Raw genomic sequence first — 26802 nt, 5'->3', positions numbered from 1 at the left:
GTGCAAAGACTCTTTTCGAATTATCTCACCGCCCGGTATCCTGATGCAGCCTCTCTCGATTGGCGTCGGCGCGTCGCTAGCCTTCTGGGCCGTCACTGTTGTAACCGCCCAGACGCCCGAAAACCTGCGGCACGAGTCGCCACTCGAAAAATTCATCATTCAAGCGCACCGCGGCGCCGGGATGCTGATGCCCGAGAACTCGATCCCGGCGTTCGAGATCGCCTGGGGCCTCGGCGCCGCGCCCGAAGCGGACCTTCGCACCACCCGCGATGGGGTGATCGTTGCGTTCCATGACAACAACCTCCGCCGGGTACTGTCCGACGGCGACGAGGCGGTACGCAATCAAGGGATCGGCGACCTCACGTATCAAGAAGTCGCGGCGCTCGATGTCGGCCGCTGGCGCGGAGAGCAATACCGCGGCCAGCGTGTGCCGCGGATGACCGACGTCTATGAAATTCTCGAGCGTCACCCGGACCGCTTGATGTACCTCGACATCAAGCAAGTTGACTTCACGCAACTCGCCAGCGAATCGAAGGCCGTGCATCGGCAGCTCATCGTAGCGAGCACCAAGTACCACGAGTTGTTGCAGTGGAAGGCGCTCGCTCCCGATTCACCAACGCTGCACTGGATGGGCGGCAGCGAGGATGAGCTCCGGGCGCGGTTCGACAAGCTTGAGGACGAACATTTCGACGGCGTCGATCAATTGCAGATTCATGTCCGCTTCAACGCCGAGGGCAGGATGTCGCCTTCGGAAGAATTCTTGAGGGGTGTCGGCGAACAATTGCGACGGCACGGCGTTCTCTTCCAGGTCTTTCCGTGGGAGACGAAAGACCCTCGCTACTTCGAGCGGCTGCTCGACTTGGGCGTCGTCAGTTTCGCGACCGACTACCCCGACGTGACGGCAGAGACGGTTCGACGCTACTACCAAGCAAACGACGGTCGGGCGAACGATGAGTGAAAGCCTCGCCGACCGTCAGCGGATCGACAACGCGCTTCAGGCCGCCCGGGACACCAAGCAGTTGCTCGTCGGTCGCGGCGTGCTACGCGACGCCGGCGCGCTCTTCGCTTCATCCTTCCCGAGCCATTCGGCGATCCTCGTCGCGGATGACAGCACCTACTCGGTGGCGGGAAGGGCGCTAGAAGAGTCGCTGTCTGCGGCCGGCGTTCGATTGCATGACCCCGCGGTCTTGCCTGCGGAGGGACTCTATGCGGAGTCGCACTTCGTTGATCGAGCGCTCGCCGCTATCGCCGCCACCGACGCCATCCCCGTCGCGCTCGGCGCCGGGACCATCAATGACGTGGTCAAGCTGGCGGCGCACCGCGCTGGGCGGCGCTACTTGTGCGTCGCGACCGCCGCTTCGATGGACGGCTACACGGCCTACGGTTCGTCGATCACCCACGAGGGGTCGAAGCAGACGTTCGACTGCCCCGCCCCGTTCGCGGTTGTCGCCGACATCGACATCATCGCCGCGGCGCCGGCTTGGCTGAACGCATCGGGCTACGCCGACCTCTTCGCGAAGTGCCCCGCCGGGGCAGACTGGCTCTTGGCCGATGGTCTTGGCGTCGAAGCAATCGATGCGCCGACGTGGGCGATGGTGCAGGACCGTCTCTGTGATTGGCTCGCCGATCCCGAGGGGGTGCGCCGTGGCGAGGTCGAGCCGATCCAGCGCCTCACCGTCGCGCTGATGATGACGGGCTTCGCGATGCAGGCGTCGCTCTCGAGCCGTCCCGCCTCCGGCGCCGAGCATCAGTTCAGCCACCTGTGGGACATGGAGAACCACACCCACGATGGCTCGGCGCCGTCGCATGGGTTCAAGGTCGGCATTGGATCGCTTGCGTCCCTGCGGTTGTACGAGGCGATTTTAGATCGACCGCTCGATCAGATAGACGTTGAATCCGCAGTAAACCAATGGCCCAAGTGGTCGCAAGACGAGGCGACCATTCCTCGACTCTTCGATGACCCGGCCCCCGTCAACAAGGCGGCCCTTATCAACAAGGGAATCGAAGAGAGCAACGCCAAACGCATTTCCCGCAACGACCTCCGTAAAGAACTAACGACCCTGAAGGATCGCTGGCCGCAGCTTCGCGATCGGCTTTCGGGGCACGTCTACAGCGTCGCCGAGGCGCGGGACATGCTCGCGGCTGCGGGCTGTCCGACGGAGTCGCAGCAGATCGGCATTACGCCCGCGCGATTGCGCTCCAGCCACCTGAAGGCCTACTTCCTCCGCCGTCGCTACACGGTGCTCGACTTCGTGCGCCGCGCCGGGCTTTGGAACGAGCTCATTGGAGAAGAGGACTCGGAGCCGTACCCCGAGACGCCGACGTGACAGGTCTAGCCACCGACGACGATACGCCGGCGCACCGCTACTGGCGGCGGCGGATCCTGATCACGACGATCATCGGCTACGCGCTCTATTACTTCGTGCGCAAGAATCTCAGCGTCGCGATGCCCGTGATGGAGAGCCAGCTCGGCGTCAGCAAGAGCGACCTCGGCCTCTTCCTGACGTTGCACGGCTTGCTCTACGGCGTGTCGAAGTTCGCGAACGGCGTCATCGGCGACCGTGTCAACGCGCGGTGGTTCATGGCGGCGGGACTGGCGATCTGCGCTGTGATCAACATTGCCTTCGGTCTCGCTTCATCGGTGGTCGCCTTCGGCGTGCTGTGGATGGCGAACGGCTGGTTCCAGGGGATCGGCTTCCCGCCGTGCGCCCGGCTGATGACGCACTGGTTCCCGCCGCACCGGTTGGCGACGATGATGTCGGTGTGGAACAGCTCGCACTCGCTCGGCGCCGGCGCGGTGGTCATCCTCTGCGGCTACCTGGCGCCGATCGACTGGCGGCTTTGCTTCTTTGTGCCCGCCGGCATCGCGCTCCTCGGCGCCGGGGCCTTGGCGATCTTCCTGCGCGACACGCCCGAGTCGCTCGGGCTCGCGCCGGTCCAAGGGACTCTGGTCACGACGGCTGACGCCAGCGAGCCCGTCCTCTCGGTGCTGCGTTCGATGGTGCTCTCGAACCCGTCGATCTGGCTGCTCGCTATCGCCAACTTCTTTGTCTACGCGGTCCGCTACGGCATCCTCGACTGGGGGCCGACCTTCCTCAAGCAGGCCCGCGGCGTTGAGCTCACATCGGCGGGTTGGATGATCGCGGCGTTCGAGGCGGCCGGCATCCTGGGGATGCTCTCGAGCGGTTGGATCACCGACCGATTCTTTGCCGGCCGCGGCGCCCGCGCGTGCCTGGTCTACATGACCTGCTGCACCGCGGCGTTGGCGGCGTTTTGGTTGTTGCCGGATTCCTCGACGACTGTCTGCACCGCCTTGTTGGTTATCGCCGGCTTCTTTATCTACGGGCCGCAGTGTTTGGTTGGCATCTGCGTCGCGAACCTCGCGACCAAACGCGCCGCCGCCTCCGCGGTTGGCCTGACCGGCCTCTTTGGTTACCTCAGCACCGTCCTCTCGGGCGTCGGCATCGGCTGGTTGGTCGAGCGGCACGGCTGGGACGCGGGCTTTGCGATGTTCTTTAACTGCGGCGTCGTTGGCGCCCTGCTCTTTGCACTCTGTTGGCGGGCGAAGGCCCACGGTTACTGATGTCTATCGATTGGTCCACGGTCCGCTACGTCGTCTTCGATATGGACGGCACGATCTATCTCGGCGACAAGCTCTTCGCCGAAACACCGCCTTGCCTAGCGACGCTTGAGCAACTCGGCGTCGGCTACACGTTCATCACCAACAACTGCTCGAAGAGCCGCGCGGAGTACCGCCAGCACCTGCTGAAGATGGGCCTCGATGTGGCGGCCGACTCGGTGACGACCTCGGCGCAAGCGACCGCGAGCCTGTTGCGAGCCCGTTGTCCCGGAAAGTCCAAGCTCTTCGTCCTCGGCGCGCCGGGCCTTGTCGATGACTTGCAGGCGGAAGGGTTCGTCATCGACGAGAGCGATCCGGAAGTGGTGGTCGTCGGCTTCGATCTGGAACTCGACTACCAGCGGCTTTGCCGAACGGCTTACCAGATCAAGCAAGGCCTCCCGTATCTGGCGACGCACCCCGACCGCGTCTGCCCCACGAATCTGCCGACGATGCTGCCGGACTGCGGGGCCATTTGTGCGCTGCTCGAATCGGCGACGGGCCGCCAGCCCGACGCCATCGCCGGCAAGCCCAACCCTTCGATGCTCGGCTTCACAATCGAGAAGCACGGCCTCGAGCCGCACGAGATCGTGGTCGTTGGCGATCGCATCTACACGGACATCGCGCTCGCGAAGGCCGCCGGCGCGCGGAGCGTCCTGACACTCACCGGCGAGGCCACGATGGAGAGCCTCGTCGAAATCCCGCCCGCGGCTTACCCCGACGCCGTGATCAACAGCCTGAGCGAACTGCCGTCGCTGCTGCGTGCGTAGGCGCCGTCATCACGGCGCCGCTTCGGCGGGCAGCCACCAAGTCGCGTAGTCGCGCGCCATTCGTGAAAACCGAGCGACGAGCTCGGCGTGAGCCGGGTCGTTCGCCAGGTTGACGGTTTCGGCGGGGTCGGCGACGGGGTCGGTCAGCATCTTCCCGGCGCCACGACCGAAGAACTCGGCGTAGCGCCAGTGCTCGGTCCGTAGGGCGACGCCGGTGACGTGCTTGCCGTCTTCGCTCCACACCGAGTAAGCGGGCTCCTCGGACGGCGTGTCGGGATCGTCGAGGAACGGCGCGAGGCTGCGGCCTTCGACGCCGTCGGGCGTCGGCAACTCACACAGGTCGCAGAGCGTCGCATAGAAGTCGAGCGTCTGCACAACGCGCGGGCAGGCGCGGCCGTTGCCGGCGGCGCGGGGGTCGTAAAGGATCGTCGGCACACGGAGCCCCTGCTCCCATAGCGAGCCGGCCTTCGACCACTTGCCCTTCTCGCCGAGTTGGTAGCCGTGGTCGCCCCAGAAGACGACGATCGTTGACTCCGCCAACCCCGATTCTTCCAACGCGTCGAGCACTCGGCCCGCGTTGTAATCCATCCATGCCGACGAAGCGAGGTACGCGCGGATCATTTCGCGCGCCGCCTCGGGCGTCGAGTCACGGCCAATGAAGAGGTCGGCGTTGCTGCGGCGGATCGAACCCGCCGGGAATCCCTCCGGCACGGTCGGCCGCGGCTCGTAGTCGCTCGGCAGCGGGATCGAATCCAGGTCAAAACGATCGAAGTACGCCTGCGGCGCCTCCAAGGGGCTGTGTGGCTTATTGAAGCCGCACATCAGCAGGAATGGCTCGTCGGCGTCGTGCTCGCTTGCTTCACGGAGGTAGGCGATCGCGCGGTCAGCGATGCGGTGCTCGCGGGTCTGTGAACCGTCACCGGGAAGCACAACGATCCGGTCCGACCGCTCGTCCTTACCGAGCAGCCTGCCATCGGGGCCGCGTACGCTCTCATCGGGCGGCTGGGCGGTCGCGCCTTCACCGAAGTAGCGTTCTTCGCCCCCCTCGTCCCAGGCGGCCGTGTCGTCGATGCCGCCGTGGAAGACCTTGCCGCTCCGCAGCGTGCGATAGCCATGATGGCGGAAGTGCTTCGGGAGACTGACCGCGTCAGAACAAGTGGCGCCGAACCAGGTGCGATTCCCCAAGACGCCGACCTCGGTTGGCCGTCGCCCCGTGAGCATCGAGCTGCGTGATGGGTTGCAGAGCGGGAACTGGCAGTAGGCCCGATCGAAACGAACGCCGCGGTCCGCAAATCGGTCGAGGCACGGCGTCTGGGCGATCTCGCTGCCGTAGCAACCGAGCTCGGTGCGGAGATCGTCGGCGATGATGAACAAGACGTTCATCCGCTCCCCCGACCTCTCAGCCGCCTTTGCGATCGGGGCGCCCACGACGAAGGCAATCAGAAGAAGCCGGCGCATGAACGGTCTTTTCCAACGAGGTTTGGTTCGCGATTACGTTGCTGGGCCCCTCTCACTCGTCGAAAGGGCGCCCCAGTCGCTCGAACGCGCCGTCAAAGTCGGCCGGCGCCTCGACGTCGGCGCCTGTTGAGCTTGCAATCTTTGAATCACGCTCCGTAAGGTCGCTGGCTCCCTCGAAGTACGACTGCCTGACGAGCAGCAAGTCCCGTTGGTCGAGCTGCCCTGGCGATGCGACACGTGTCGCCGGTCGATAGACCGGCCGGGCTTCCGCGGTTGTATCGAGTCCCGAATCGATGACGAAGGCGAAGGGGGGAGGTGTCAACTCATCGCCCACCGAATCGACAACCGTCGGGCGGCTGACCATCGCCGCCGGCGCCGTCGCCTCTTCGGTCGCCGGCGCCGCTGCGACGGCGCCGTAGTTGGCTAGCCAGATCGAGCGGTCGGCCTCTTCCACCACGCCGTTGCGGTCGGCGTCGGCGGCGAGGTTGGTGGTGCTCCCCAGGTTGTCACGCCAAACGGTGTAGTCCGCGGCATTGACGGCGCCGTCGGCGTTGAAATCGCCGCGCAACTCACCGCCGAAGTACAGCAGTGGCCGCGGCGGCGTCTCCATGCCGGTTCCGAGGTAGAAGCTCGGGTGCGGCGGCTGGTTGTAGGCGCCGTTCTGCCAGGCGATGGCGACACGGTACTGCGTGTCGTGCATGAGCGTCGTCAGCCGAGACGTGGCGGAGATGGTGGTCGTCCAGATTTCGAGCGCCGAGTTATCGCTGCGGCGCCAGATGACCTCTTCGCGCCAGTCGCCGAAGAGGTCGCCGCTCAGCGTCGGCGTGCTCTTGCTGCCGTTGTTCGACGACAAGCCGGAGCTGTCGTTGATGCCGTTGCTATTGGAGGAGACGAGGCTCGTACGGCCGGGGCTATTCCACTTCGAAATGGTTGTCCCGTCGAGGAGCTCGCGCGACAGGTCGGCGTCCCACCAGACGCCGAAGTTGTAAGGGATGCCGCCGGAAGCCGGGTACAACGCCTCGCCCGAGACGTTGTAAATCATCCGCGTCCCCTCGTTGGTCGTCGCCCAGAACTCATAGCCGAGGTGATTCGGGTCGATGTCCATCGCGACGCCGCGGCCCACGTCGTCGTTCGAGGGGATCTGGAACAACAGCTCGCCCGTCATCGCGTCGCGCAACTCGCCGCCCGCGTCGCGGCCGTTACTCTCATAGGCGCCACGAGACTCGTGGACCATGAAGACCTCAAGGCCCGGCCTGGTTGGGTCCATGTCGGACATGTGCAGCGCGTCGCCGTGGCCGAGGCCCGTGGCGTAAAGACCGGTCCCGTCGTGATCGATGGCCGACGCGCCGTAAACGACCTCGTCGTAGCCGTCGCCGTCAACGTCACCGATCGTCAGCGAGTGGGCGCCTTCGCCGATGTACTCCGGGTTCGGCCCGTTAGTCGCCGCTTTGAATATCCAGCGCTCGGTCAGCTGACCGTCGCGGAAGTCGTAAGCCGCCACCTCGTTGCGCGCCTGGAAGCCGCCCTGCGGGCCGTAGTAGCCACGGCCGAAGATCAGGCTCGGACGCTCACCGTCGAGGTACGCCACACCAACCGTGAAGCGATCGACGCGGTTACCGTACGAGTCCCCCCACTGCGACGCCGAGCCGCGGGCCGGTTCGAAGTGGATCGTTGAGAGAGCGCCGCCTGTCTGGCCGTCGAAGACCGTCAGGAACTCGGGGCCCGTGATGACATAGCCACTGGCGTTGCGATAGTCGGCGTCGGCGGTGTAGCCCCGCATGAGGACCGGGTTGCCCTCGCCATCGATCGTGCCGGGCGCGGTCTTGAGGATGACCTCGGAGCGGCCGTCGCCGTCGAAGTCGTAGACGGCCAGCTGTGTGTAATGGGCGCCGGCGCGGATGTTGCGACCGAGGTCGATCCTCCAAAGCAGCTCGCCCTCGAGCGTGTAGGCGTCGACATAGACGTTACCCGTGTAGCCCGACTGCGAATTGTCCTTCGCGTTGGAGGGGTCCCACTTGAGGATGATCTCGTACTGGCCGTCGCCGTCGAGATCGCCGACCGACGCGTCGTTCGCGTTGTACGAGTACGTATCCCCGCTGGGCGTCATGCCGTCGGGCGGGATTTGCAACGGGATGTCGAGGTGCTGCTGCACCGGCGTGGCGGCGTCGAGCGTGTACGACTCGCTCGCCGCTAGCTCTTCGCCATCGACGACGGCGCGCACGAAATACGTGTGCTCGACGCCCGCGGTCGCCGAGTTGTCGCGAAAGTCGGTCGTCTGCGTCACCGGCGCCCGATTGATCTTCTCCGGCTCTCCGCCGCCCGAAGCACGGTACACGTTGAACGCCACGTCCGTCGGGTCGTCTCCCAACAAACGCCAGCCGATGTAAGCCGATCCTTCTGCCGGGCGCACCGCCACGACGCCGCGATCGAGCCTCTCGACCTGGCGGGGGAAAGCGACCGGGTCCTCGGGGTACGAGTCTTCCGGATCGACCGGGTCAACGACCACTGCCCCATCGAGTTCCAACACGGGCCGCACCGCGACGTCTGTCGCTTCGCGCGACGAGTATCCCCAGCCCCGCACCGCTCCGGCGTCGACATAAGTCACGAACGTCGCCAACCCGCTGTCGGCTTTGCGTGCTTGGAGGAAGGCGAGCAGGTCCGGGCCGGTGATCGACTGCGCGGCGCCGTCGGCGTTGATCACGGTCTCCGTCACCGCGGCGCCCGCCTCGGCGTCGAGACTGAACAGCCGCGAAACGTCGGGGCCGTTGCCCGACGTGTTCGTGTACTCGGCGCCGACGCCCCCTTCGGCGAGCGTCGCCTCGTTCCAGTTCTGTGGCGTGTTGCCCGCCAGCGGCAAGAGACCGTAGACGTCGAACCGTTCGGTGACGATCGTGTCGTTGCGTGTTCCGCCCGTCTTGAAGAGTTTGAACGTGGCGGAGGTGACCTCCGAGAGGTCCACCGTCGAAAGGTCGAAGCGGACGTAGACAGCGCGGTCGCCGGAGCCGTTGGCGTCGAGCGCGTCGAGCACCGGCGCTGAACCGGCGCCGACGCCCGCGGCGGTGAAGCTGTCGGCCGCGGCGACCAGGGTCGTCACGGCGAGCATCGCGCGGGGCTCGAGGGCGTCGAACGACAGGAGGCGAGCGAGCCGGGCTTTGCGGGAGCGTTCCATGCTAGCGGGGCTTGAGAAGCACGCGATGTCGTGTTTGCGGTGCTTCGAGGAATCGCCGAAGTCGCCGCGCCGGCGAGTCAACGACGTTAGGATAAGGCTGGAAGATGAGCGTCCCGGGGGGCGAGCCCGGGCGCGGCGTCCTTCCATCTTAACGCGGGGGCGCCTCGAAATGGTTCCCTTGGACGCAGGCGAGGCGCCATTTAACGCAAACCCTTCGCCGACAGGCATCAGAGCTTTCCGGCGGCGTGGGGGGCTGTGTTACGATCCAGGTCGCGACGAGGCCCTACCGCCGAGTCGCCGCTTTTCGTTGTCCTTCTTTTCCCGGTCCCGACGTCCTACGCAGCGTGTGTCGGATGGCTCGACCCCTATAGCCCGCCGTCGATGGCTGGAGAGCAATCGATGCTTCAATCCACTTGGTTGCTAGTCGCTGCGCGCTCGAAGACCGACCGGTCGCGGGGCGCCTTCACGCTGGTGGAGTTGTTGGTGGTGATCGCCATCATCGGCATCCTCGTAGCGCTGCTGCTCCCCGCGGTGCAGGCGGCGCGCGAAGCCGCCCGGCGGAACGACTGCATCAACCGCCTCCGGCAGATCCTGCTCGCCTCGCACAATTACATGGACGCTCAAGGCAAGCTGCCGCCGCACGGCGATACGCCTAGCTCCTTGAGCAGCCAAGCAAAGCTGCTGCCGTATATGGAGGAGCAGTCGCTGCTGAATCTTGTCGATCAAAACACCCACTGGCGTGATCAAATGGCCGTGCTGGAGATGCCGCTTTCATTCCTCCGCTGCCCGAGTGGCGTTCCCCAGCTCACCTCGATCAACGGCCGCGACTACGGATTAAGCGGCGGCAGCCGAGGTGACATCCGTGTTAGTGAGTTAACCTCGCATTACGTCGGGATCATGGGCGCCCGTCCCTCTAAGTGCCGACCGGTTGTCGGCGGGCGTGGCGGCGGAACCGCCACCTGGACCTCGGAACCAGAAGCGACCTATATGGCTAAAGACATCGGCTGCAAGGATACGCTTCCCGGGGCGTCTTACGGCGATGGCGATTCGGGAGGGACGTCAAGAAACGGCGTCATTTTCCCGCTTAGCAACATCAACTTCGGAGATGTAACAGACGGCACCAGCAAGACGATGATGTATGGTGAACTCTCGTGGTTCAACAGCGATGTCCGTCAATCCAAAGACGAAAGCCAGAATCCTCCCTCAGCTGAACCCTGGATCGTGGGAAGCACCACGAACACCGGCAAACAATCGGACTCTTATGGGTATATCCAAAACGCCAAGAATGTTCGTTACGGCATTGAGGAACGAGGGCTAGTCGACCCCGTAACTCGTGGTCCGATGTCATCGATTACCGATGTGAGTCTCGGGAGCAATCACCCTGGTGGCACCAACCTCGGCATGTGCGATGGTTCGGCGCGATTCGTTGAGAAGTCGATCGACACGGCGCTGCTCCGAGGGATGGCTAGCCGCAATGCCGAGGAAATCTGATCCGATCACAATCATTGCCGCCTAGTTATCTTATTGGGCCCGCGGCGTCGTCATGGCGCCGCGGGCCTTTGTGTTCCTTCATGCTCCTCACCAAGCAGTAACTGCCGATGCGAAGACTTGCTTCCCGTTCGTTGATCACCGTTGCTCTGGCCGTCACAGTCGCAACGCCTTGCGTCTCGCACGCGGTCACCAAGCTTGTCCTCATCGGCGACTCCACCGTCAAGAACGGGCAGGGAAGCGGCGACGGCGGGCTGTGGGGGTGGGGCCAAGCGTTGCAGGCGCACTTCGACACCGAGCAACTCGTCGTCGAGAACCGCGCCCTCGGCGGTCGCAGCAGCCGCACCTACCTCACCGAGGGGCTCTGGGACCGCTCGCTCGACGCGCTGCGGCCCGGCGATTACCTGCTGATCCAGTTCGGGCACAACGACGGCGGCGAGCTGTTCAAGGGCGACCGGCCGCGGGCCTCGCTCAAGGGTAATGGCGACGAGACCCAGGAGGGCGTCGTCGAGAAGACCGGCGCCGCCGAGACGGTCCATAGCTACGGCTGGTACCTGCGCCGCTACATCGCCGACGCCAAGGCGAAGGGCGTCAGGCCGATCGTCCTCTCCCCCGTGCCGCGTAACCTCTGGCGTGACGGGCGTGTCGCCAGGGCGTCGGGCGACTACGGCAAGTGGGCCCGCGAAGCGGCCGAGCAAGGGGGCGTCCCCTTCGTCGACCTCAACGAGATCGTCGCCAAGCGCTACGAGGCGGCCGGTCACCGGAGCGTCGCCCGCGACTACTTCACCGCCGCCGACCACACCCACACCACCCGCGCCGGCGCCGAGCTGAACGCCGAGTGCGTCGTCGAAGGCCTGCGGAATTGCCCCGGCGTCAACCTTGCCGACACGCTACAACAACCCGCCCCGGCGCCCTAGCGATGGCTTCGCATAACCGCGGCGTCTGAGCCGTGGGCGCTAGTGTGCTGAGTTAGACATTCGTTCCCATTTAGAGTGCTTGGCGTTATTCGGATGCGTAAGTAGTGAGAACCACGACGGGCACAAAGAGCACGACGGATTGCCTCTTGAATTAACGAAGCCCCGGCGAGCAGGACGTCGTGTCCTTCGTGCCCGTCGTGGTGAAATCTCTGATCCCAGCCTCATTCCAAAGCCGCCCAATTTGGAAACGAACTTCTATAGCGTACTTCATTTTGCCGTAGCGTCTCGCGCAGAGACGCGGAGGCGCAGAGGGTAGGCAGCGAAGACTCACGCCAAGCCGCCAAGGCGCAAAGACAAAGTCGTCGAGAAATGAGCGCAGACGCCAACGATCGCACAGCAACTTGTTCTTTACGACTTAGCGCCTTGGCGTGAGTCTTGTAAGCATCCAACTCTGCGTCTCTGCGTCTCTGCGCGAGACGTCCCCACGTTGCTCCGTGGATCAGAGCGAGGCTAGAAACGCTACGGCCAAGTCAAGCACGCTCTAATAACCAACTGGTAGATTGCGCCGACGGCTCCGACGTTCTCTCACCGGCGCCGCCAGCGGAGGGCGACCCCGTTTAATGGCTTGCATTTCGATCGCAGGCCTTGGTCGATACATTTGTCCACCTGGCCCCAAAGCGGCCCGTAGGGGCCATCCTCGGCGATCTGGCGCTAGGCCTAGCGGATCGGCCGTCCGCAGCGGCAGACGATGGCCAGCAGCGGGATCGCCGCCCCGAACGCCGGCTCGGGGACCGCCGCCGCTGGGATCGACGCTTGCAGCGTGCCGTAGTTCGCGACCCAGACGGCGTAGTCCGTCGCCGAGTAGACCGGGCCGAGCCGGTCGCGCCAGAACGTGTAGTCGGCGGCGTCTACCCTGCCGTCGGCGTTGAAGTCGCCGGCGAAGCCCGACTCGAACGCCCCCAGATCGGGCGCCAGTCCGTTGAACGGCCGGCCCAGCGCGGCGCCGGCGTCGATCAGATTGCTCCCCGGCGCCAGCCGCATGAAGTCGATCACCGGCAGCGATCCGTCCGCCCGCCGAGGGGAGTCCACCCCGCTGGGCGTCGTGCTGAGAAAATCGTCCGCCGTGACCGCGCGTAGGTTCCAGGTGTTGTTCTCGTCGTCGATCAGCGTCCCGTTGGCGTTCATCAGATTCTGGTTGTTGCCGTACGAGACGTTGTTCCGCAGGTAGTGCTCGGCGGGCCAAGTCTCGGGCTCGACGTCGTTCAGAAGGTCGAAGCCGCGCGGGTTACCGAACGCCGTGTTGCCGATCCACTCGATCGCGCCCGGGTGGTGGTTGGCGTAGAAGCCCTGCGCGCGGTTGTTGAACGAGAGGTTCCCCTCAATGAGGTTGCGCGGGACGCTGTCGGGCGCGGGGAAGGTGTCCGAGTTGAGGCCGAATCCGCCCGCCTTGACGCCGGCGCCGTTGCCCGCCGGCGTGAGCGTCCCCGGGATGTAACCGTTGCGCCACGACCACGAGTCCTCGAGCGTCACCGGGGCGGGCGAGTTGATGAAGTCAAAGCCGTCGTCGCTGTTGTTCCAGGCGCGGTTGCCGACGAAGCGGTTGCCGGGGTCGTTCGAGTGGCTGCCGAAGCCGTCGGCGTTCTCGCCGCCGCGGTCGGGGTCGTAGTTGTTGTGGGAGTCGCTATTGATCACGAGGTTGTTGCCGCCGTCGGCGATGAACAGCCCCGGGCCCTCGTTGTGGTGCAGGTTGAGCCGCTCGAAGACGTTGTTGTCCGCGCGGTTCTCGACGCGGATCGCCCACGACTCGTTCACGTTGGTGATCACCTGCTGCACGCCGCGAATCTCGATGCCGCGGAAGTGAAGCCAGTCGGCCTGCACGCTGAAGCCGCGGATGCGCTGGACGGGCTGGTAATCGAAGAAGTCGAACGCCGGCGTCTCGCCCGGGTAGGCGAAATACCGGATCGGCGCGCCGGCGGCGCCGCTCTTGTTGAAGAGCACCGCGTTGGCGCTGCCGGTCGTGCCGGAGTAACGGTACTCGCCGCCGCGGAGCCAGACCGTGTCGCCGGGCGACGCCGCCTGCTGGCCGCGGGCGATCGACGCAAAGGGCGAATCGATCGCGCCCGTGTTGCTGTCGCTCCCCGCGGGAGAGACGTACCACTCCGCCGAGCGCGCCGCAGTGATCATCGACGCCAGCACCAACGCAACAGCGACGCCTCGCACGCCAAGGACGTGTCTTGCCTTCCCGCTGGGCGTCACTGCACGCTCACTCATGCTCGGCGCCTTCCGCTTCGTAGGGGACGCCGTTGACGACCACGTCCTTGAAGACAAGTCCTTCGACATCGCCAACACGGAGGCGGCTGCCGCGCGCCTCGACCTCGATGTCCTCAAGCGTGACGTTCTTGATCTCGTCCCCCTCGTTGCCGCGCAGCTCGCCGAGCGACCGCACCGTGCCGCGCAGGCCACGGACGACGACGTCGCGGACCACCGACTTGGGCGGCTCGGCGCCCTGGAGGTCGAAGAACTGCGTCCAGGGCTTGACGTCGAAGATCGCCTGCGCGCCGTCGAGGGTGATCCGCTCGAACACGAGGTTCTCATACAACTGCGGCGTGTCCGGGCGCAGCTTGAGCCGCACCAGCGGTATCGCCGGCCCGACGCGGCAGTCGCGGACGACGACGTTGCGGACGATCGTCGCCTCGCTGCCGCAGGTCAGCACGCCGTGGCCGCTCTGAAAGTCGCAGTCCTCAACGACGACATTCTCGACCGGCGGACTCGAAGCGTCCTCCATCGCCAGCGGCCCCTTGGTCCCCTTCAGGGCGATGCAGTCGTCGCCGACCGAAATCGTGCAGCGACGGATCACGACGTCCTGGCAGCTGTCGACATCAATGCCGTCAGAACTCGGCGCGCGATCGATCGAGACCTCGTCCCACGGCTGCGCGTCGCCGGTGATCTTCGGCGGGTCGCCGTGCGGCGCGGTGATCGTGACGCCTTCGAGCACGACGCCCTTGCAGCGGTAGACGTGCAGGTTCCAGAAGCCCGAGTCCTTGAGCGTCACGTCGCGCACGTCGACGCCGTCGCAACCGTCGAAGTACATCAGTCGCGGCCGCTCGACTTCGAGGTTGGTGCACTTGGGGTTCTCGGCACGGCGCTTCCAGAAGGCGGCCCAATAGGGCTTGCCGGCGCCGTCGAGCACGCCGGGTCCCGTGACGCGGACACTGTTGAGCGACTTCGCGTTCACCAGTGCCGGGCGCCAGGGCTGGACCTTTCCCTCGATGCGCGTCTGGCACGTCGGGAAGTCGGAGATGTCGCCCGAGCCACGCAGCACGGCGCCCTCGGCGAGGTGCAGGTCCACGCCGGCCCGCAGCCACAAGGCGCCGCTGCGAAAGACGCCACGGGGGACGACGACCCGGCCGCCCCCCTGCTCCGCCGCCTTGTCGATGACGGCCTGGATCGCCGCCGTTTGCACGTCGTCGCTATTGGCCGTGACGCCGTGCTCGACGAGCGAGAAGTCCTTCGCGTCGGCGGTTAGGCTCACGGCAGAGAGGCTGAGGCCGAGCAGCAAGAGTCGCATCGTCTCCAACATGAATCACCCCAGGTGCAACGCAAAACAAAGAGGGGGCGGTGATCGCTCACCGCCCCCGAAGATCAATCCTGGCCCGATTGGCTCTAGCGACGACGAACGCCGAGGCCGAACAATCCGATTGCGGCCAGCAGCGCCGTTGTCGGCTCGGGGATTAATGTTTGCGGCAGCACGCCGAGCATTGGCTCAAGTAACGCGGCATTCTCCTTGGTGGCGATGTCGCCCGTCTGCGACGTATCAGAGCCGTCTTGGAACAGGAGGAAGGACACCAAGCCATTGGTGTCAGCCGACAGGACTGGTTCGAGGTCCAGCGCAGCCGGGTTCGAGATCAGCACGCCGCGACCACCGGGCAGGCCCCGGGTGTCTTCGAGTTGGATCGTACCAATCTGGAACGGGTTGGGTCGCTCCGGAGTCGGGGCGCCGGGAAAGAACAACTCGGTGGCGTCAAGGAAGTTGTTGCCAGCCGAGTCGTATGCCGATCCGCCCTGGTCCGGCTGGAGAATGCCGGGGGCGTTGGAGTAACTGGTGGTCGATTCGTCCCAATTGTCGAAGTCTTCAGCCAATGCATAAACACGCATCGTCCGGAGACGGTTGTGATTGTAATCGAAACGCAGAACCGCATCGGCGAACGATGAGCTGTCGAGCGTCGAGATGTCGAATCGCACCAGCAGCATCTTCTGGCGAGAGTCATCCGATCGCCGGAAGGGAACGTTACCGAAACCGCCGGCAACAACGGTGCTGGTGCCGCCGCTCTGGGAATCGTTCTGCAATGCCGTATCCGCGCCGTTGCCGTCGGCGGTGGTCACGAACATCGCGGCTTGGATTGAGCCTCCGCTCACGGTAGCTGCAAGCATGGCCAAGCCAAGCATGCTTCGCGTTAGGCGCCGTCTCATTGGGTCTTACCTCGGGATCACTAGAGGAGAAATCAAGAAGATTCAGCAAGCAACTCGACGGCGAACCGACAGGCCGGCCAGGACAAGAACGCCGGCGGCGATTCCTGCGGCGGGCTCGGGGACCGCTGCCGCAGTGGACACCGCGGGCGCTGCAGCGCCGTAGTTGTTGGCCCACGCCGTGTAGTCCGCCGCATCGACGACGCCTGGCGAGGCGGTCTCGTTCTGCAACGGCCCGCCGTCACGCCAGACGGTGTAGTCGGCGGCGTTCACCAGGCCGTCGTTGTTGTAATCGCCGGCGAGGACGAACGGCTCGAACGTCAAGACATTGAGCAGGCCGGAGCCCGTGATCAGTGAAGTCTGATTCGCCGCGCCCGATCCGATAGCGCCCCAGGTGCCAAGCACCTGGGAAACGCCGTCGATGAACAGCGAGTCGATGTCGTCCGTGCCCGCGAAGTCGAGGTCCAGCGTCGCCCCCGTCTCCAAGAACACGTCACCGATATCGGAGAGCGTCGCCGCATTGGTGCTAAGCGTGCCGCCGAGGACCGAGGTGTCACCCGTGTAGGTGTTGCCCGCCGCTCCGGTCAGGGTGAGCGTGCCGGCGCCGACCTTCGTGAAATTGGTCGTCGTGCCACCCTCGAAGATCGAACCAGCGAACTCAGAGGACGTGCCGAGGTTACCGATCCGCCAGGTCTTCTCCGTCGCCGTGCCGCCGCCGGCGAATCCCGAGAGGCCCGAGCCGGCGTCGCCGTTCAACTCGCCGACATCAACGGTCGAGACGGCGTTCTGCCGCAGGCTGACCGTCGCGCCGGCGCCGAGGGTTAGCACACCGTTAGGAATGCCTGCGCCAGCGCCCCCGGAGAACCGCGCGCCCATTGTCGTTGCGGCGCCGCTGGGGGCGATCGTCAGATTGCCGGTGAACTGGTCGTTGACGGCGCCCAAGTCAACCAGACGTCCTTCGACTTCGGTCGTGACGAGTAGGTCCCCAGAACCCGCGGCGTTGGGGAGCGAGATCGGATTGGTGGCTGTGTTCGTCGGCTCGCCGTTGGCGACGATCGTATTCGACGTGCTCGCCGTGAGGTTCATCACCGAGTTGGCCATGCCACCGGTGATCGTGTTCGAAGCGCGGATCGTGGCGCCCGACATTGTCAGCGGTCCCGAACCCAGCGCGCCGGGGTTGGCGCCGATATCGACCGTGCCGCCCTCGATGACCGTGGCGCCGGTGTAGTTGTTGTCTCGAGTGAGCGTCAACGTGCTGCTGCCGCGTTTGGTAAGCGTCGAGAAGCCAGAGATCCGGCCCGTCCCGCCGATCGTGTAGTCGGTCGTTGAATCGACCACGACCTCGGTGGGCAGAACGTCTTGCGGAAGGTTGACGGTGAAGTTGCTGGCCGTGTTGTCGAAGCGGACGCTATCACCGTTGAAGAAGACGTCGTTCGACGCGCTGTCGTTGTTAAAGAAGTTCTGCGTCGTCTGCACGTCCCAGTCGCCGCTGACGGTTCCCTTCCAAACAACTGAGTCGCCACTGGTAACCGTCGCATTGAAGACAAGGTCGTTGCCGGAGATGCTGACAGGCAACGAGCCCGACCGGCCCGGCCATGCGACCGACCAGCTTGCCGTCGATCCGGTGAAGCCGCCGGCCGAGTTCAGAATGGTGTACTGACCGGAGGTCGGGACCGTTCCACCAAGGAAGTTCGGCGTGATCAAACCACCGCCGGCCAGGTTGGTGGCGCCGTTGACCTGGATCAGGTCGTTGCCGGCGCCGGGCGTCGCGGCGACGTCGAAGAGGACCTCGCCACCATTGAAAGTCAGCGAGTCGGCGAAGGTCAGCGTGCCCGCGGTGCGGACGAGGTTCGCTGAATTGCCGGCGTTGTCGTCGCCGGGGGCGAGGCGGCCCTCGTCGTGGTTGAAGGCGCCGACAACCGTGCCGCCGCCGATGATCTGCTGCAGCGGCGCCGTCGAGTAGCCCGGCGAAGCCGAGACGTCCAGCGTCGCGCCCGGGCGGATATCGACCGTTGAGTAAAGAAGTCCCAACGCGCCCGTGTCGTCACGGCCGGCAGGCAACGAGGCGGCGCCCGCTAGCGCCAAGGTCCCGGCGTTGATCGATGTGACGCCCCCCCGGCGGTCGGCGTTGCCGGCTTGGCCCCCGTCGGCTGTGTTGACCGGCGAGTAGCTCAGCTCGCCCGACAGGGTCAGAGTGCCCGTCCCGACCTTGATGAGGTCGAGGCCGCCGTTGCCAGTGCCCGAGGCGATGTTCGCGGTGATCCTGCCGGCAAAGGTCGAGTCGAGGTTGTTGCCACCGATCTGGTAGCGGGCAACGCCGCCGGGGTTCGACCCGCCGGCGATCTCTGCGGTGCTCGTGCCGTGCAGCTCGGCGATGGGGATCGTGTTGCCACCCGAGTTCGTCCGGACGAAAAGCACCGCATTATCGAGATTCAGCACCGAGTTTTCGAAGCTGGCGCCATTGAAGCCACCACCGTTCGGGCGCAAGCGAAACAGGCTCAGTGGGTCTCCCGGCGAGGAGACACCCGAGACATTCACGGTGTCGAACCCCGACCAATTGCCGTGGGCCGAGAACTGTGAGCCGAGCACATCGGTCGTCTCGGAGACAACGACGTTGAGGGTTGAACCCGATCCCGCCGTTGAAGTCAGGTTATTGACAAAGGAGCCGGCGCTGCCTTGGACGGTGACGTTGGCGCCGGCCGGGACGGTGACGTTGTCGAAGCCGATGTTTTGTTGCAGGTCGAGAGTGGTTCCGTTCTGCAAGTTGATCGAGCCGATCGACTGTGCCTGAGGGTTCACTAGGTTCGTGAAGTCGTAGTAGCTGAAGCCGGTGGCGATCCGTAGTGTGCCGCCCGCCACGTTGACGACGCCCTTGAGGCTGTTGCCGGCGAGCTGCGCGGCGTCGGCGACGCCGCCGAGCGTCAAGACGCCGGCGCCCTGCTTCGTGAAGCCGTTGGCGCCGGCGAGGTACGGCGCGAAGAACACGTCATCAAAGGCCGTCGGCGTAAGCGCGTTGACGGTAATTGTCGGAGCGGCGCCCGCAAGCGTGACGGTCGAGATCGGGCTCGAAGTCGAGGAGACCTCGACCGTGCCTCCCGTGGCGAGATTCGTATCGCCGAATACTAGGTTGGTGAGGGTCCGGTTCGATCCGATGTTCACCGAGATATCACCGTTCAGGTCGATCTGGCTGAAGTCAGCCGTGGCGCCCGAACCATTGGCGATAACGCCACCGACCCAATTACCGCTGTCGTTGTAATCTCCACTCGTCGGCGCGGCCCAGGTTCCGTTCGTCTGTGCGGTCGCCGCTGTCGCCATCAGGGCCAGCGACGCCAGACTCGTGCCTAAAAAAAATCCATTCCGGAGGTTGCCAATCATCTTTTCCATGGGGCGAAGCTCGATCGACTCGCCGCGGGCAAGCTTCTATACGCACTCGCTCGAACTGGCGACGCCAGTACTGGAGACGCTTGCCGTAAGGCTGGGTGAAAAGATCGGAGGAGTGAACGTCAGATAAGGCCGGTGGAGCATAGCCGCAGCGGGACGCAGTTCAACGTCTTGCCGCACGGACCGCTGAGGCGCCTGGTCCCACCGACATTTCAGAGTATCGCCACGCCCCCTCGGTGCAACAGCCAGAACATTGTTTGCGGGATTCGGCTCTGCTTTTGCGATCATCCGGAGCGTTGACCACGCCACTCACCGACGCCGTCACGGGGCGAGTTTAGGTTTTTTTACGGCCATCAAGGAAGCGATCTAAATGCCTCAATCTGATTGGCAAGCAACTCGCACTCACCTTTGCAGACCGTCGTACGAGACTATCTCGAATCCCTTGCTCACGGCCTCGCCTCCCGTGCCCTGGCCGAGCGTTGCACGGAGATAAGGGGTGGACTAACCTCCATAAGGTCGCAACGGTCTCGCCGGGCGAAAGCGCGCCCGCTGCGACACTGCCCTCTTCGCGTCTGCTCTTCCTGCACGCCAACTGTCATCCGACGTCTCTGTCACCCCCGCGCCATGCAAGCATCGATGCGTAGCCTTCTAACTCTGCTTCTGTTTGTCGCCGGGATCGCTCGCGGCGAACAAGTCGCCTGCACGATTCACGCCACCGAGGACGGCGGGAAGATCAGCCGCCACCTCTACGGCCACTTCGCCGAGCACCTCGGCCGCTGCGTCTACGACGGCATCTGGGTCGGCGAGGACTCCGACATCCCGAACAAGAACGGCGTGCGGACCGACATCATCGACGCGCTCAAGGCGATCAAAATCCCCAACCTACGCTGGCCCGGCGGTTGCTTCGCTGACGACTATCATTGGCGTGACGGCATCGGCCCCGTGGAAGAACGCCCCAAGCGGATCAACATCCATTGGGGCCAAGAGGTCGAGACCAATGCCTTCGGCACCCATGAGTTCCTCAACCTCTGCGAAGAGCTCGGCGCCGAGCCGTACCTCGCCGGCAACGTCGGCAGCGGCACGCCTCAAGAGCTGCGCGACTGGGTCGAGTACATCACCTACGACGGCGACAGCGAACTCGCCAACCTGCGCCGCAGCCATGGCCGCGAAAAGCCTTGGAAGCTCAAGTACCTGGGCGTCGGCAACGAGAACTGGGGCTGCGGCGGCGATATGCGGCCCGAGTACTACGCCGACCTCTACCGCCGCTACGCGATGTTCTGCCGCGACTTCAGCGGCAACGAGCTCTACCGCGTCGCTTGCGGGCCGAGCGGCTTCGACAAGAACTGGAACCAAGTGGTGATGCAGCGGGCCCACCGCCAAATGCAAGGCTACTCGCTGCACTACTACACCCTCGCCGCGCCCTGGAGCGACAAGCGGCCCGCGACCGGCTTCGACGAGGAGGCTTGGTTCAGCATCCTCCGGGACTCGTTGCAAATGCGCCGCGCCATTCACGAGGCCGAGGACGCGATGGACCCGGTCGACCCCGACAAGCGTATCGGCTTGATCGTCGACGAGTGGGGAACTTGGTACCGTGGCGAACCCGGCACGCCGGGCTACGCCCTCTACCAGCAAAACACGCTGCGTGACGCGCTCGTCGCGGGCCTGACACTGCACATCTTCCACGAGAACAACGAGCGTGTCGTGATGGCCAATCTGGCGCAGACGGTGAACGTCCTCCAGGCGCTCATCCTCACCGACGGGCCGAAGATGGCGCTAACGCCCACCTATCACGTGCTCGACCTCTTCAAGGTCCATCACGACGCCAAGCGTCTGCCGGTCGATGTCGGCGCTGTCGATTACAAGTATCGAGATCAGAAGATCCCCGCGATCAGCGTCTCGGCCTCGACCAAGGAGGCGGGCGTCATCGACGTCTCGATCGTGAACACCCACGCCCGTGAAGCGGTGAGCGTCTCCTTCGACCTCGACGGCGCCACGGCAAAGGAAGTCACCAGCAAGGTCCTCAACGCCGAGGAGCTCGACGCCCACAACACGTTCGACGAGCCAGGGCGTCTTCAGCCTAAAGCATTCGATGGCGCCCGAATCGTCGATGGCGATGTCAAAGTGGATATGCCTCCGCGATCAATCGTGGTGATCGCCCTTCGCCTGGATTGATTCCGGATAGCTGCGCCGGTTGCTCGCTTACCTTCGAGCGCGCTCTCGGTCGAAGCCTGAGCCTGACCGCTACTGACGGCTGTTGGCTTCAAACGATGGGATGAGGCAGGAGAAGAGGCGCCGACGAGATTTACCAAGGGCTCCTCTACGCAGGTTTGCGCGGGCGCAGCCGGCGCCACGACCCCCTCCGCCGCCTGTGGGGCTGATCGATCGCGCCGCAGGCGAGGCTCCACTGCCCGCATTTTTCTGAAGCAGCGGGGACGGAAATCAACTTCGGCTGGGACCGGTGAGGCGTCGCAAACCGATTGACACCTCGTGACGTATCGATATTATGACGTCTTGCGATGTCCGATAGTCGAGACGGGCTGTCGCAACGGTCGGCTTCCCTCAGAGTCCTTATGCCAGATACCAATTCCACAAGGAACAAATCCGTCGAAATCGGGAGCCGAAGGCGTGTGCTCAAGGCTTTCGACTTGGAGGCGCTTGGACAAGCCGCGGAGTGTCTACGGACGCTGGCGCATCCCGTTCGCCTTCGCATTGCACAACTGTTGCTTCACGACCGGTACACCGTCGGCGAAATTGCCGCGGACTGCGGCGTGGCCGAGAACGTCGCATCGGAGCACCTCCGGCTGATGCAGCGGTGCGGCATCTTTGCGAGCGACCGGGAGGGCCGCCGCGTGTACTACCGGGTGGCGGAACCGCATCTCGGCCGATTGCTTGACTGCATCGAGGCGCGCTTTCAAACGTAAGCGGGCTTCATTGCGATAAACGCATCGACTTGTCGAGACATATCGACTCACAAGAACTGGCGGAGCGTACCCCAAGACCGCCTGCACGCACGCAGCCTTGGGTCGCAAGCGGTTTAACGATAATCCTCAGTCCCTAGCCCAGAGGCATCGAGTGGTTGGCATTGCCATCGCCGGCGGCGTCGCCATCGGGTTCGCGCTGGGGCTAACCGGCGGTGGAGGCGGCGTCTTCGCGGTTCCGCTGCTGGTTTACGGAATGGGAATCCCAGCTCGCGAAGCGGTTGGGGTGTCACTTGCCGCCGTCGGGCTGACCGCGCTGGTAGGCGCCACAGCGAGGTACTTCCGTGGCGAAATCGACGCTCGCACGGGATTGATATTCGCCGTCGCGGGAATGATTGGGGCGCCTTTAGGTTCGCAACTCTCGAAGTTGCTGCCCGAAGCCGCCCTGCTCCTGCTATTTAGCGGCCTGATGTTGATAGTCGCCGCACGGATGTGGCGTGCGTCGCGAAGTCAGGGGAGCGCCGCTGATGCCGCGGGCTTCGTCTGCCAGCGTGACGCGGCGGGGCATCCAAAGCTCGGTGGGCGATGCGTCGCCTTGCTCTTGGCCCTTGGGACCACCACAGGCGTTCTCTCCGGGCTGTTCGGTGTCGGGGGCGGGTTTGTGATCGTGCCGGCGTTGGTGCTCTTTGGAGGCCTAGCGATTCATACGGCGGTGGCCACCTCGCTGCTAGTGATCTTCCTCGTCAGCGCATCCGGCGTGACGGCCTACGTCGCGAACGGAGGCGCCCTTTCCTGGGTCCTCACGGGATTCTTCGCTCTGGGGGGTCTCGTCGGCATGCAACTGGGCGTTCGGCTATCGTCAAAGCTTTCGGGCCCGACGCTTCAGCGGACCTTCTCTGCTGCAATGGTTTTGGTCGCTGCCTTCATCGTCGTTAAGTCATTCGCCTAATCGTGGCCTATCCGGTCATTCAACTTTCGTTCTGCAGGTGCTCGCCATGTTACTCCGATATTTCTACGACCGCGCGCTCGCTCACGCCTCTTACTTGGTTGGTTGCCAGCAAGCCAAGCAGGCGCTCATCGTCGATCCCGGTCGCGATATTGGTCCCTACCTCGACGCCGCCAAGCGAGAGGGGATGGAGATTGTCGCCGTTGCCGAGACTCACATCCATGCCGACTATGTCTCGGGCGCTCGTGAGCTAGCCGAGCGAGTCGGCGCGAAGCTCTACGTATCCGATGAAGGGCCCGCTGATTGGAAGTACCAGTACCTCTCGCCCTACGATCACCAGTTGTGCAAGGACGGCGACAAGTTTCAGCTCGGCAAGATCCAGTTCGAAGTGCTGCACACGCCCGGGCACACCCCGGAGAGCATCTCCTTCGTCCTAACCGACCACGGCGGAGGCGCCGATAAGCCGATGGGGATCTTCACCGGGGACTTTATCTTCGTTGGCTCGATCGGTCGTCCTGACCTCTTAGAAAAGGCCGCCGGCTTCGCCGGGACGGCCGAGATCGGTGCACGGGAGCTCTATCGATCCGTCGAGCGATTCCATGAACTGCCCGACTACCTCCAGGTTTGGCCCGCGCACGGAGCTGGTAGCGCCTGCGGCAAAGGACTCGGGGCGATCCCCTCTTCAACCGTCGGCTACGAGAAACTCTTCAATCCGGCGCTTCAGTACAAGGACGAGAAGGAGTTTGTGCGATACATCCTCGCTGATCAGCCCGAATCGCCTAAGTACTTCGCCGTCATGAAGCGAATCAACAAAGAGGGGCCGGCAGTCCTCGGTGAGCAAACGCCACTCACGCCATTGAACGCGGTCGCGTTCGACAACGCCATCGCACAGGGTCAGGTCATCGATCTGTCGATTCCAGCGGAGTTCGCTGCGGGCCACGCCAAGGGCGCTCTGAACATCCCTGCCGGCATGCTCGCAACTTGGGCAGGGTGGCTGCTAGAGTACAACAAGCCCGTCTACCTCGTCGCCCAAGCTGGTCAAGTCGAGGAGGCCCTACGGGTGCTCAACAAGATCGGAATCGATGCGGTGGACGGCCTTTTCTTACACGAAGACCTCAGAGACGCCGGAAAACTACTCAGCACCTATCCGAACGCAACGCCCGAGGAATTGTCCGATCGAATCGCATCTGAAAAAGTTAACTTGATCGACGTTCGTTCAATTGGCGAGTGGAACGCAGGGCACATCCCTCAAGCTCAGCACCTTTTCCTTGGCGAATTGCCGGCGAGTCTTGACCAAATCGATCGAAACAAGCCGGTCGTGACCCAATGCCAAAGCGGCATGCGCTCTTCCGTTGCCGCAAGCCTGCTCGTCAACGCGGGCTTGGATGTGATCAATCTTGCGGGCGGCTACAACGCTTGGAATAGGGCCGGCCTTCCGACCCAGACGGCTTCTACCTCTTGCCATGGAGACGCTTGCCCATCGACTTGACCCTATCGCATGACAAGGATACCGCGACCAGCGCACCGATCACAATCAAACGGGCTGTCCGATCATCCAAGCTAGAGGGCACTGGTCGATCGCATCAGGTAGCGTGAAACGATACGGGCAAGGCTGTACACGACGGACGACTGCCACCGTCGTTTAGAGAGCTCGCCACCAACGGCAAAGGCTGCTTTGCCGAACGACACTCTCAGAAGAATCTCCCGCTACAATTCGGCAACTCGACGATGGCAACTTGGCGTTCGTCGAAAAGCGACATGAAAGACCAACCAAGCGCTACTGACGATCGAAGCTCGCCCGCCGCCGCGCAGAGCGAGAAGCACTCAATGCCGTCGTGGTTGCGACAGGTCGCAGCACTTGCGGGATTCCTCCTGCTCTGCTTCTCGGCCGCGGCCGTCGGCGGGATGCTGACGGCCTCGTCGGTCGGCGGCTGGTACCAAACACTTCGCAAACCGCCAATATCGCCGCCTGACTGGGTCTTTGGGCCCGTCTGGTCGGCGCTCTACACGCTGATGGCAATCGCGGCGTGGTTGGTATGGCGTCGCAGCGGTTGGCAAGCGGGGATACGACCGCTATCGCTGTTCGTTGTGCAACTCTCGTTGAACGTCGCTTGGTCTGGCGTCTTCTTCTTACTGCGAATGCCTGGAGGGGCATTCGCAGAGATTACCTTACTGTGGCTCGCAATCGCGGCCACCACTTGGCAGTTCTGGAAGCACTCGCACGGCGCCGCCCTGTTGATGACGCCGTACTTGGCGTGGGTGACGTTTGCGGCGTATCTGAACTTCGCAATCTGGCGACTTAATCCGTGAGCTCTTCGCCTGCGTCGTCGTCGGGTTCGTAACCCTGCTAGAGGTACTCGTTAATCACATTCTCAAACAACTCCTGCCGCCCGCTGGCGTTCGGCGCCGCTTCGCCCTTCTTTAGCATCAGCTCTTCGAGCGAAGCCAGCGAGTGCTTGCCGGCCTCGATTTCGGCCCCCAGGCCGCTGTCCCAACTCGTGTAGCGGTCGCGGACCATTCCTTCGATCCGCCCATCGGCGCGCATCGCCGCGGCGATCTTGAGGCCGCGCGCGAAGGCGTCCATGCCGCCGATGTGGGCGTAGAACAGGTCGATCGGCTCGAAGCTTTCGCGGCGGACCTTGGCGTCGAAGTTGACGCCGCCGGTCGTGAGCCCGCCCCACTTGAGGATCGAATGCATGCACTGCGTCGTCACGTAGATGTCGGTGGGGAACTGGTCCGTGTCCCAACCGAGCAAGAGGTCGCCCGTGTTGGCGTCGATCGAGCCGAGCGCGCCCGCCGCTCCGGCGACCTCCAGCTCGTGCTGCATCGTGTGCCCGGCAAGCGTGGCGTGGTTCGTTTCGAGGTTGAGCTTGAAGTACGGCAACAGGTCGTACTGTCGCAAGAAATTGAGGCACGCGGCGGCGTCCGAGTCGTACTGGTGCTTGGTCGGTTCCTTCGGCTTCGGCTCGATATAGAACGGCTTAGTGAAACCGATAGACTTGGCGTGATCGACCGCCAAATGCAGAAACCGCGCGAGGTGTTCTTGCTCGCGCTTCATGTCGGTGTTCCACAAACACTGGTAGCCCTCGCGGCCGCCCCAGAACGTGTAGCCCTCGCCGCCGAGCTCGTGCGTCACCTCGATCGCCTTCTTCACCTGCGCCGCGCCGTACGCGAAGACCTCGGCGTTGCAGCTCGTCGCCGCGCCGTGCATGTAACGCGGGTTGCTGAACAAGTTCGCGGTGCCCCACAACAGCTTCACGCCGGTGCGCTCTTGCTCTTCCTTGAGCACGGCAACGACCGCGTCGAGGTTCTTATGACTCTCAGCGAGCGTCTTCCCCTCGGGCGCCACGTCGCGGTCGTGGAACGCGTAGTACGGCGCGCCGAGTTTCGTAATGAACTCGAACGCGACCCGCACGCGGTTCTTGGCGTTCTCGACGCTGTCGGTGCCGTCCTCCCACGGCCGCACCATCGTGCCGGGGCCGAAAGGGTCGCTGCCGGCGCCGCGGAACGTGTGCCAGTAGACGACGCTGAACCGCAGGTGGTCCCGCATCGGCTTGCCCTCGATCACCGCTTCGGCGTCGTAGTGCTTGAATGCCAGCGGGTTGCGGCTCGTGGGGCCTTCGTAGGGGATCGACGACGCGACTTCGGGGAACGCGGGCATGGAGGTGTTGT

General features: G+C 64.2%; 18 protein-coding genes. 11 read left to right on the top strand and 7 right to left on the bottom strand.

Annotation, left to right across the window (positions count from 1 at the left end; all coding sequences use genetic code 11):
• The first annotated feature begins 43 nt into the window (after positions 1-43).
• The 4 genes from Spa11_RS10225 to Spa11_RS10210 are packed head-to-tail and all read left to right on the top strand — an operon-like array spanning position 44 to position 4386.
• Positions 44-958, top strand: a complete 915-nt coding sequence (locus tag Spa11_RS10225) for a glycerophosphodiester phosphodiesterase (RefSeq protein ID WP_145111702.1) — start codon at positions 44-46, stop codon at positions 956-958.
• Complete coding sequence (locus Spa11_RS10220) at positions 951-2327, top strand: sn-glycerol-1-phosphate dehydrogenase (RefSeq protein ID WP_145111700.1); 1377 nt, start codon at positions 951-953, stop codon at positions 2325-2327. The genes Spa11_RS10225 and Spa11_RS10220 overlap by 8 nt, the downstream gene beginning before the upstream one ends.
• Positions 2324-3583 carry an MFS transporter gene (locus tag Spa11_RS10215; RefSeq protein WP_145111697.1) on the top strand — a complete coding sequence of 420 codons (1260 nt, stop codon included), beginning with the start codon at positions 2324-2326 and terminating at the stop codon, positions 3581-3583. The genes Spa11_RS10220 and Spa11_RS10215 overlap by 4 nt, the downstream gene beginning before the upstream one ends.
• Positions 3583-4386 carry an HAD-IIA family hydrolase gene (locus Spa11_RS10210; RefSeq protein WP_145111693.1) on the top strand — a complete coding sequence of 268 codons (804 nt, stop codon included), beginning with the start codon at positions 3583-3585 and terminating at the stop codon, positions 4384-4386. Before Spa11_RS10215 ends, Spa11_RS10210 begins: the two co-directional genes overlap by 1 nt.
• 9 nt (positions 4387-4395) lie before the next feature.
• On the opposite strand, the gene Spa11_RS10205 is transcribed toward Spa11_RS10210, so the two are convergent.
• Entirely contained in the window at positions 4396-5844 is a 1449-nt protein-coding gene (locus Spa11_RS10205; RefSeq protein ID WP_145111690.1) for a sulfatase, read from the bottom strand.
• 52 nt (positions 5845-5896) lie between these two features.
• Positions 5897-9013, bottom strand: coding sequence for a rhamnogalacturonan lyase family protein (locus Spa11_RS22910; protein ID WP_197529886.1), 3117 nt, complete (start codon positions 9011-9013; stop codon positions 5897-5899).
• Positions 9014-9412: 399 nt separating this feature from the next.
• Here Spa11_RS22910 and Spa11_RS10195 point away from each other — a divergent pair, with 399 nt between their 5' ends.
• Together Spa11_RS10195 and Spa11_RS10190 are read left to right on the top strand one after the other, a co-directional pair.
• Entirely contained in the window at positions 9413-10504 is a 1092-nt protein-coding gene (locus Spa11_RS10195; protein WP_197529885.1) for a DUF1559 family PulG-like putative transporter, read from the top strand.
• Positions 10505-10611: 107 nt separating this feature from the next.
• Positions 10612-11418, top strand: a complete 807-nt coding sequence (locus Spa11_RS10190; protein ID WP_145111685.1) for a rhamnogalacturonan acetylesterase — start codon at positions 10612-10614, stop codon at positions 11416-11418.
• A 717-nt stretch (positions 11419-12135) separates the two neighbouring features.
• Here the strand turns inward: Spa11_RS10190 and Spa11_RS10185 are convergent.
• From Spa11_RS10185 to Spa11_RS10170, 4 genes are all read right to left on the bottom strand, one after another.
• Entirely contained in the window at positions 12136-13689 is a 1554-nt protein-coding gene (locus Spa11_RS10185) for a right-handed parallel beta-helix repeat-containing protein (RefSeq protein WP_197529884.1), read from the bottom strand.
• Positions 13682-14986, bottom strand: coding sequence for a glycoside hydrolase family 28 protein (locus Spa11_RS10180; protein WP_145111681.1), 1305 nt, complete (start codon positions 14984-14986; stop codon positions 13682-13684). The genes Spa11_RS10185 and Spa11_RS10180 overlap by 8 nt, the downstream gene beginning before the upstream one ends.
• A gap of 95 nt (positions 14987-15081) precedes the next feature.
• The gene (locus Spa11_RS10175) at positions 15082-15807 is read right to left on the bottom strand and encodes a PEP-CTERM sorting domain-containing protein (RefSeq protein ID WP_231933233.1); all 726 of its coding nucleotides are present in this window, start codon (positions 15805-15807) and stop codon (positions 15082-15084) included.
• Between the two features lie 123 nt (positions 15808-15930).
• Complete coding sequence (locus Spa11_RS10170) at positions 15931-19269, bottom strand: beta strand repeat-containing protein (protein ID WP_145111674.1); 3339 nt, start codon at positions 19267-19269, stop codon at positions 15931-15933.
• Between the two features lie 633 nt (positions 19270-19902).
• Here Spa11_RS10170 and Spa11_RS10165 point away from each other — a divergent pair.
• The 5 genes from Spa11_RS10165 (at position 19903) to Spa11_RS10145 (ending at position 25440) form a co-directional block, all read left to right on the top strand.
• Positions 19903-21438: an alpha-N-arabinofuranosidase gene (locus Spa11_RS10165; protein WP_145111672.1), complete on the top strand. Its 1536-nt coding sequence runs from the start codon at positions 19903-19905 to the stop codon at positions 21436-21438.
• A gap of 455 nt (positions 21439-21893) precedes the next feature.
• Positions 21894-22187 (top strand): ArsR/SmtB family transcription factor, encoded by a 294-nt coding sequence (locus tag Spa11_RS10160; RefSeq protein ID WP_231933232.1) that lies wholly within the window; start codon positions 21894-21896, stop codon positions 22185-22187.
• A 151-nt stretch (positions 22188-22338) separates the two neighbouring features.
• Positions 22339-23133 (top strand): sulfite exporter TauE/SafE family protein, encoded by a 795-nt coding sequence (locus Spa11_RS10155; protein ID WP_145111666.1) that lies wholly within the window; start codon positions 22339-22341, stop codon positions 23131-23133.
• Positions 23134-23179: 46 nt separating this feature from the next.
• Entirely contained in the window at positions 23180-24619 is a 1440-nt protein-coding gene (locus Spa11_RS10150; protein ID WP_145111663.1) for an MBL fold metallo-hydrolase, read from the top strand.
• Positions 24620-24888: 269 nt separating this feature from the next.
• Positions 24889-25440: a TspO/MBR family protein gene (locus Spa11_RS10145; RefSeq protein ID WP_231933231.1), complete on the top strand. Its 552-nt coding sequence runs from the start codon at positions 24889-24891 to the stop codon at positions 25438-25440.
• A 37-nt stretch (positions 25441-25477) separates the two neighbouring features.
• On the opposite strand, the gene xylA is transcribed toward Spa11_RS10145, so the two are convergent.
• The gene (xylA, locus tag Spa11_RS10140) at positions 25478-26791 is read right to left on the bottom strand and encodes a xylose isomerase (protein ID WP_145111661.1); all 1314 of its coding nucleotides are present in this window, start codon (positions 26789-26791) and stop codon (positions 25478-25480) included.
• Positions 26792-26802: the final 11 nt, after the last annotated feature.

Origin of the sequence: Botrimarina mediterranea, from assembly GCF_007753265.1 — a bacterium.
In the GTDB taxonomy this organism is placed as follows: Bacteria; Planctomycetota; Planctomycetia; order Pirellulales; family Lacipirellulaceae; genus Botrimarina; species Botrimarina mediterranea.
This window is presented reverse-complemented; position numbering and strand designations above follow the sequence as displayed.

Coding starts and splice junctions, on each gene's coding strand:
- xylA (WP_145111661.1), bottom strand. CDS start 26,791: ATGCCCGCGTTCCCCGAAGTCGCGTCGTCGATCCCCTACGAAGGCCCC.
- Spa11_RS10165 (WP_145111672.1), top strand. CDS start 19,903: ATGCGTAGCCTTCTAACTCTGCTTCTGTTTGTCGCCGGGATCGCTCGC.
- Spa11_RS10210 (WP_145111693.1), top strand. CDS start 3,583: ATGTCTATCGATTGGTCCACGGTCCGCTACGTCGTCTTCGATATGGAC.
- Spa11_RS10185 (WP_197529884.1), bottom strand. CDS start 13,689: ATGAGTGAGCGTGCAGTGACGCCCAGCGGGAAGGCAAGACACGTCCTT.
- Spa11_RS10170 (WP_145111674.1), bottom strand. CDS start 19,269: ATGGAAAAGATGATTGGCAACCTCCGGAATGGATTTTTTTTAGGCACG.
- Spa11_RS10145 (WP_231933231.1), top strand. CDS start 24,889: ATGAAAGACCAACCAAGCGCTACTGACGATCGAAGCTCGCCCGCCGCC.
- Spa11_RS10195 (WP_197529885.1), top strand. CDS start 9,413: ATGCTTCAATCCACTTGGTTGCTAGTCGCTGCGCGCTCGAAGACCGAC.
- Spa11_RS10225 (WP_145111702.1), top strand. CDS start 44: ATGCAGCCTCTCTCGATTGGCGTCGGCGCGTCGCTAGCCTTCTGGGCC.
- Spa11_RS10190 (WP_145111685.1), top strand. CDS start 10,612: ATGCGAAGACTTGCTTCCCGTTCGTTGATCACCGTTGCTCTGGCCGTC.
- Spa11_RS22910 (WP_197529886.1), bottom strand. CDS start 9,013: ATGGAACGCTCCCGCAAAGCCCGGCTCGCTCGCCTCCTGTCGTTCGAC.
- Spa11_RS10205 (WP_145111690.1), bottom strand. CDS start 5,844: ATGCGCCGGCTTCTTCTGATTGCCTTCGTCGTGGGCGCCCCGATCGCA.
- Spa11_RS10150 (WP_145111663.1), top strand. CDS start 23,180: ATGTTACTCCGATATTTCTACGACCGCGCGCTCGCTCACGCCTCTTAC.
- Spa11_RS10180 (WP_145111681.1), bottom strand. CDS start 14,986: ATGCGACTCTTGCTGCTCGGCCTCAGCCTCTCTGCCGTGAGCCTAACC.
- Spa11_RS10175 (WP_231933233.1), bottom strand. CDS start 15,807: ATGTTCGTGACCACCGCCGACGGCAACGGCGCGGATACGGCATTGCAG.
- Spa11_RS10220 (WP_145111700.1), top strand. CDS start 951: ATGAGTGAAAGCCTCGCCGACCGTCAGCGGATCGACAACGCGCTTCAG.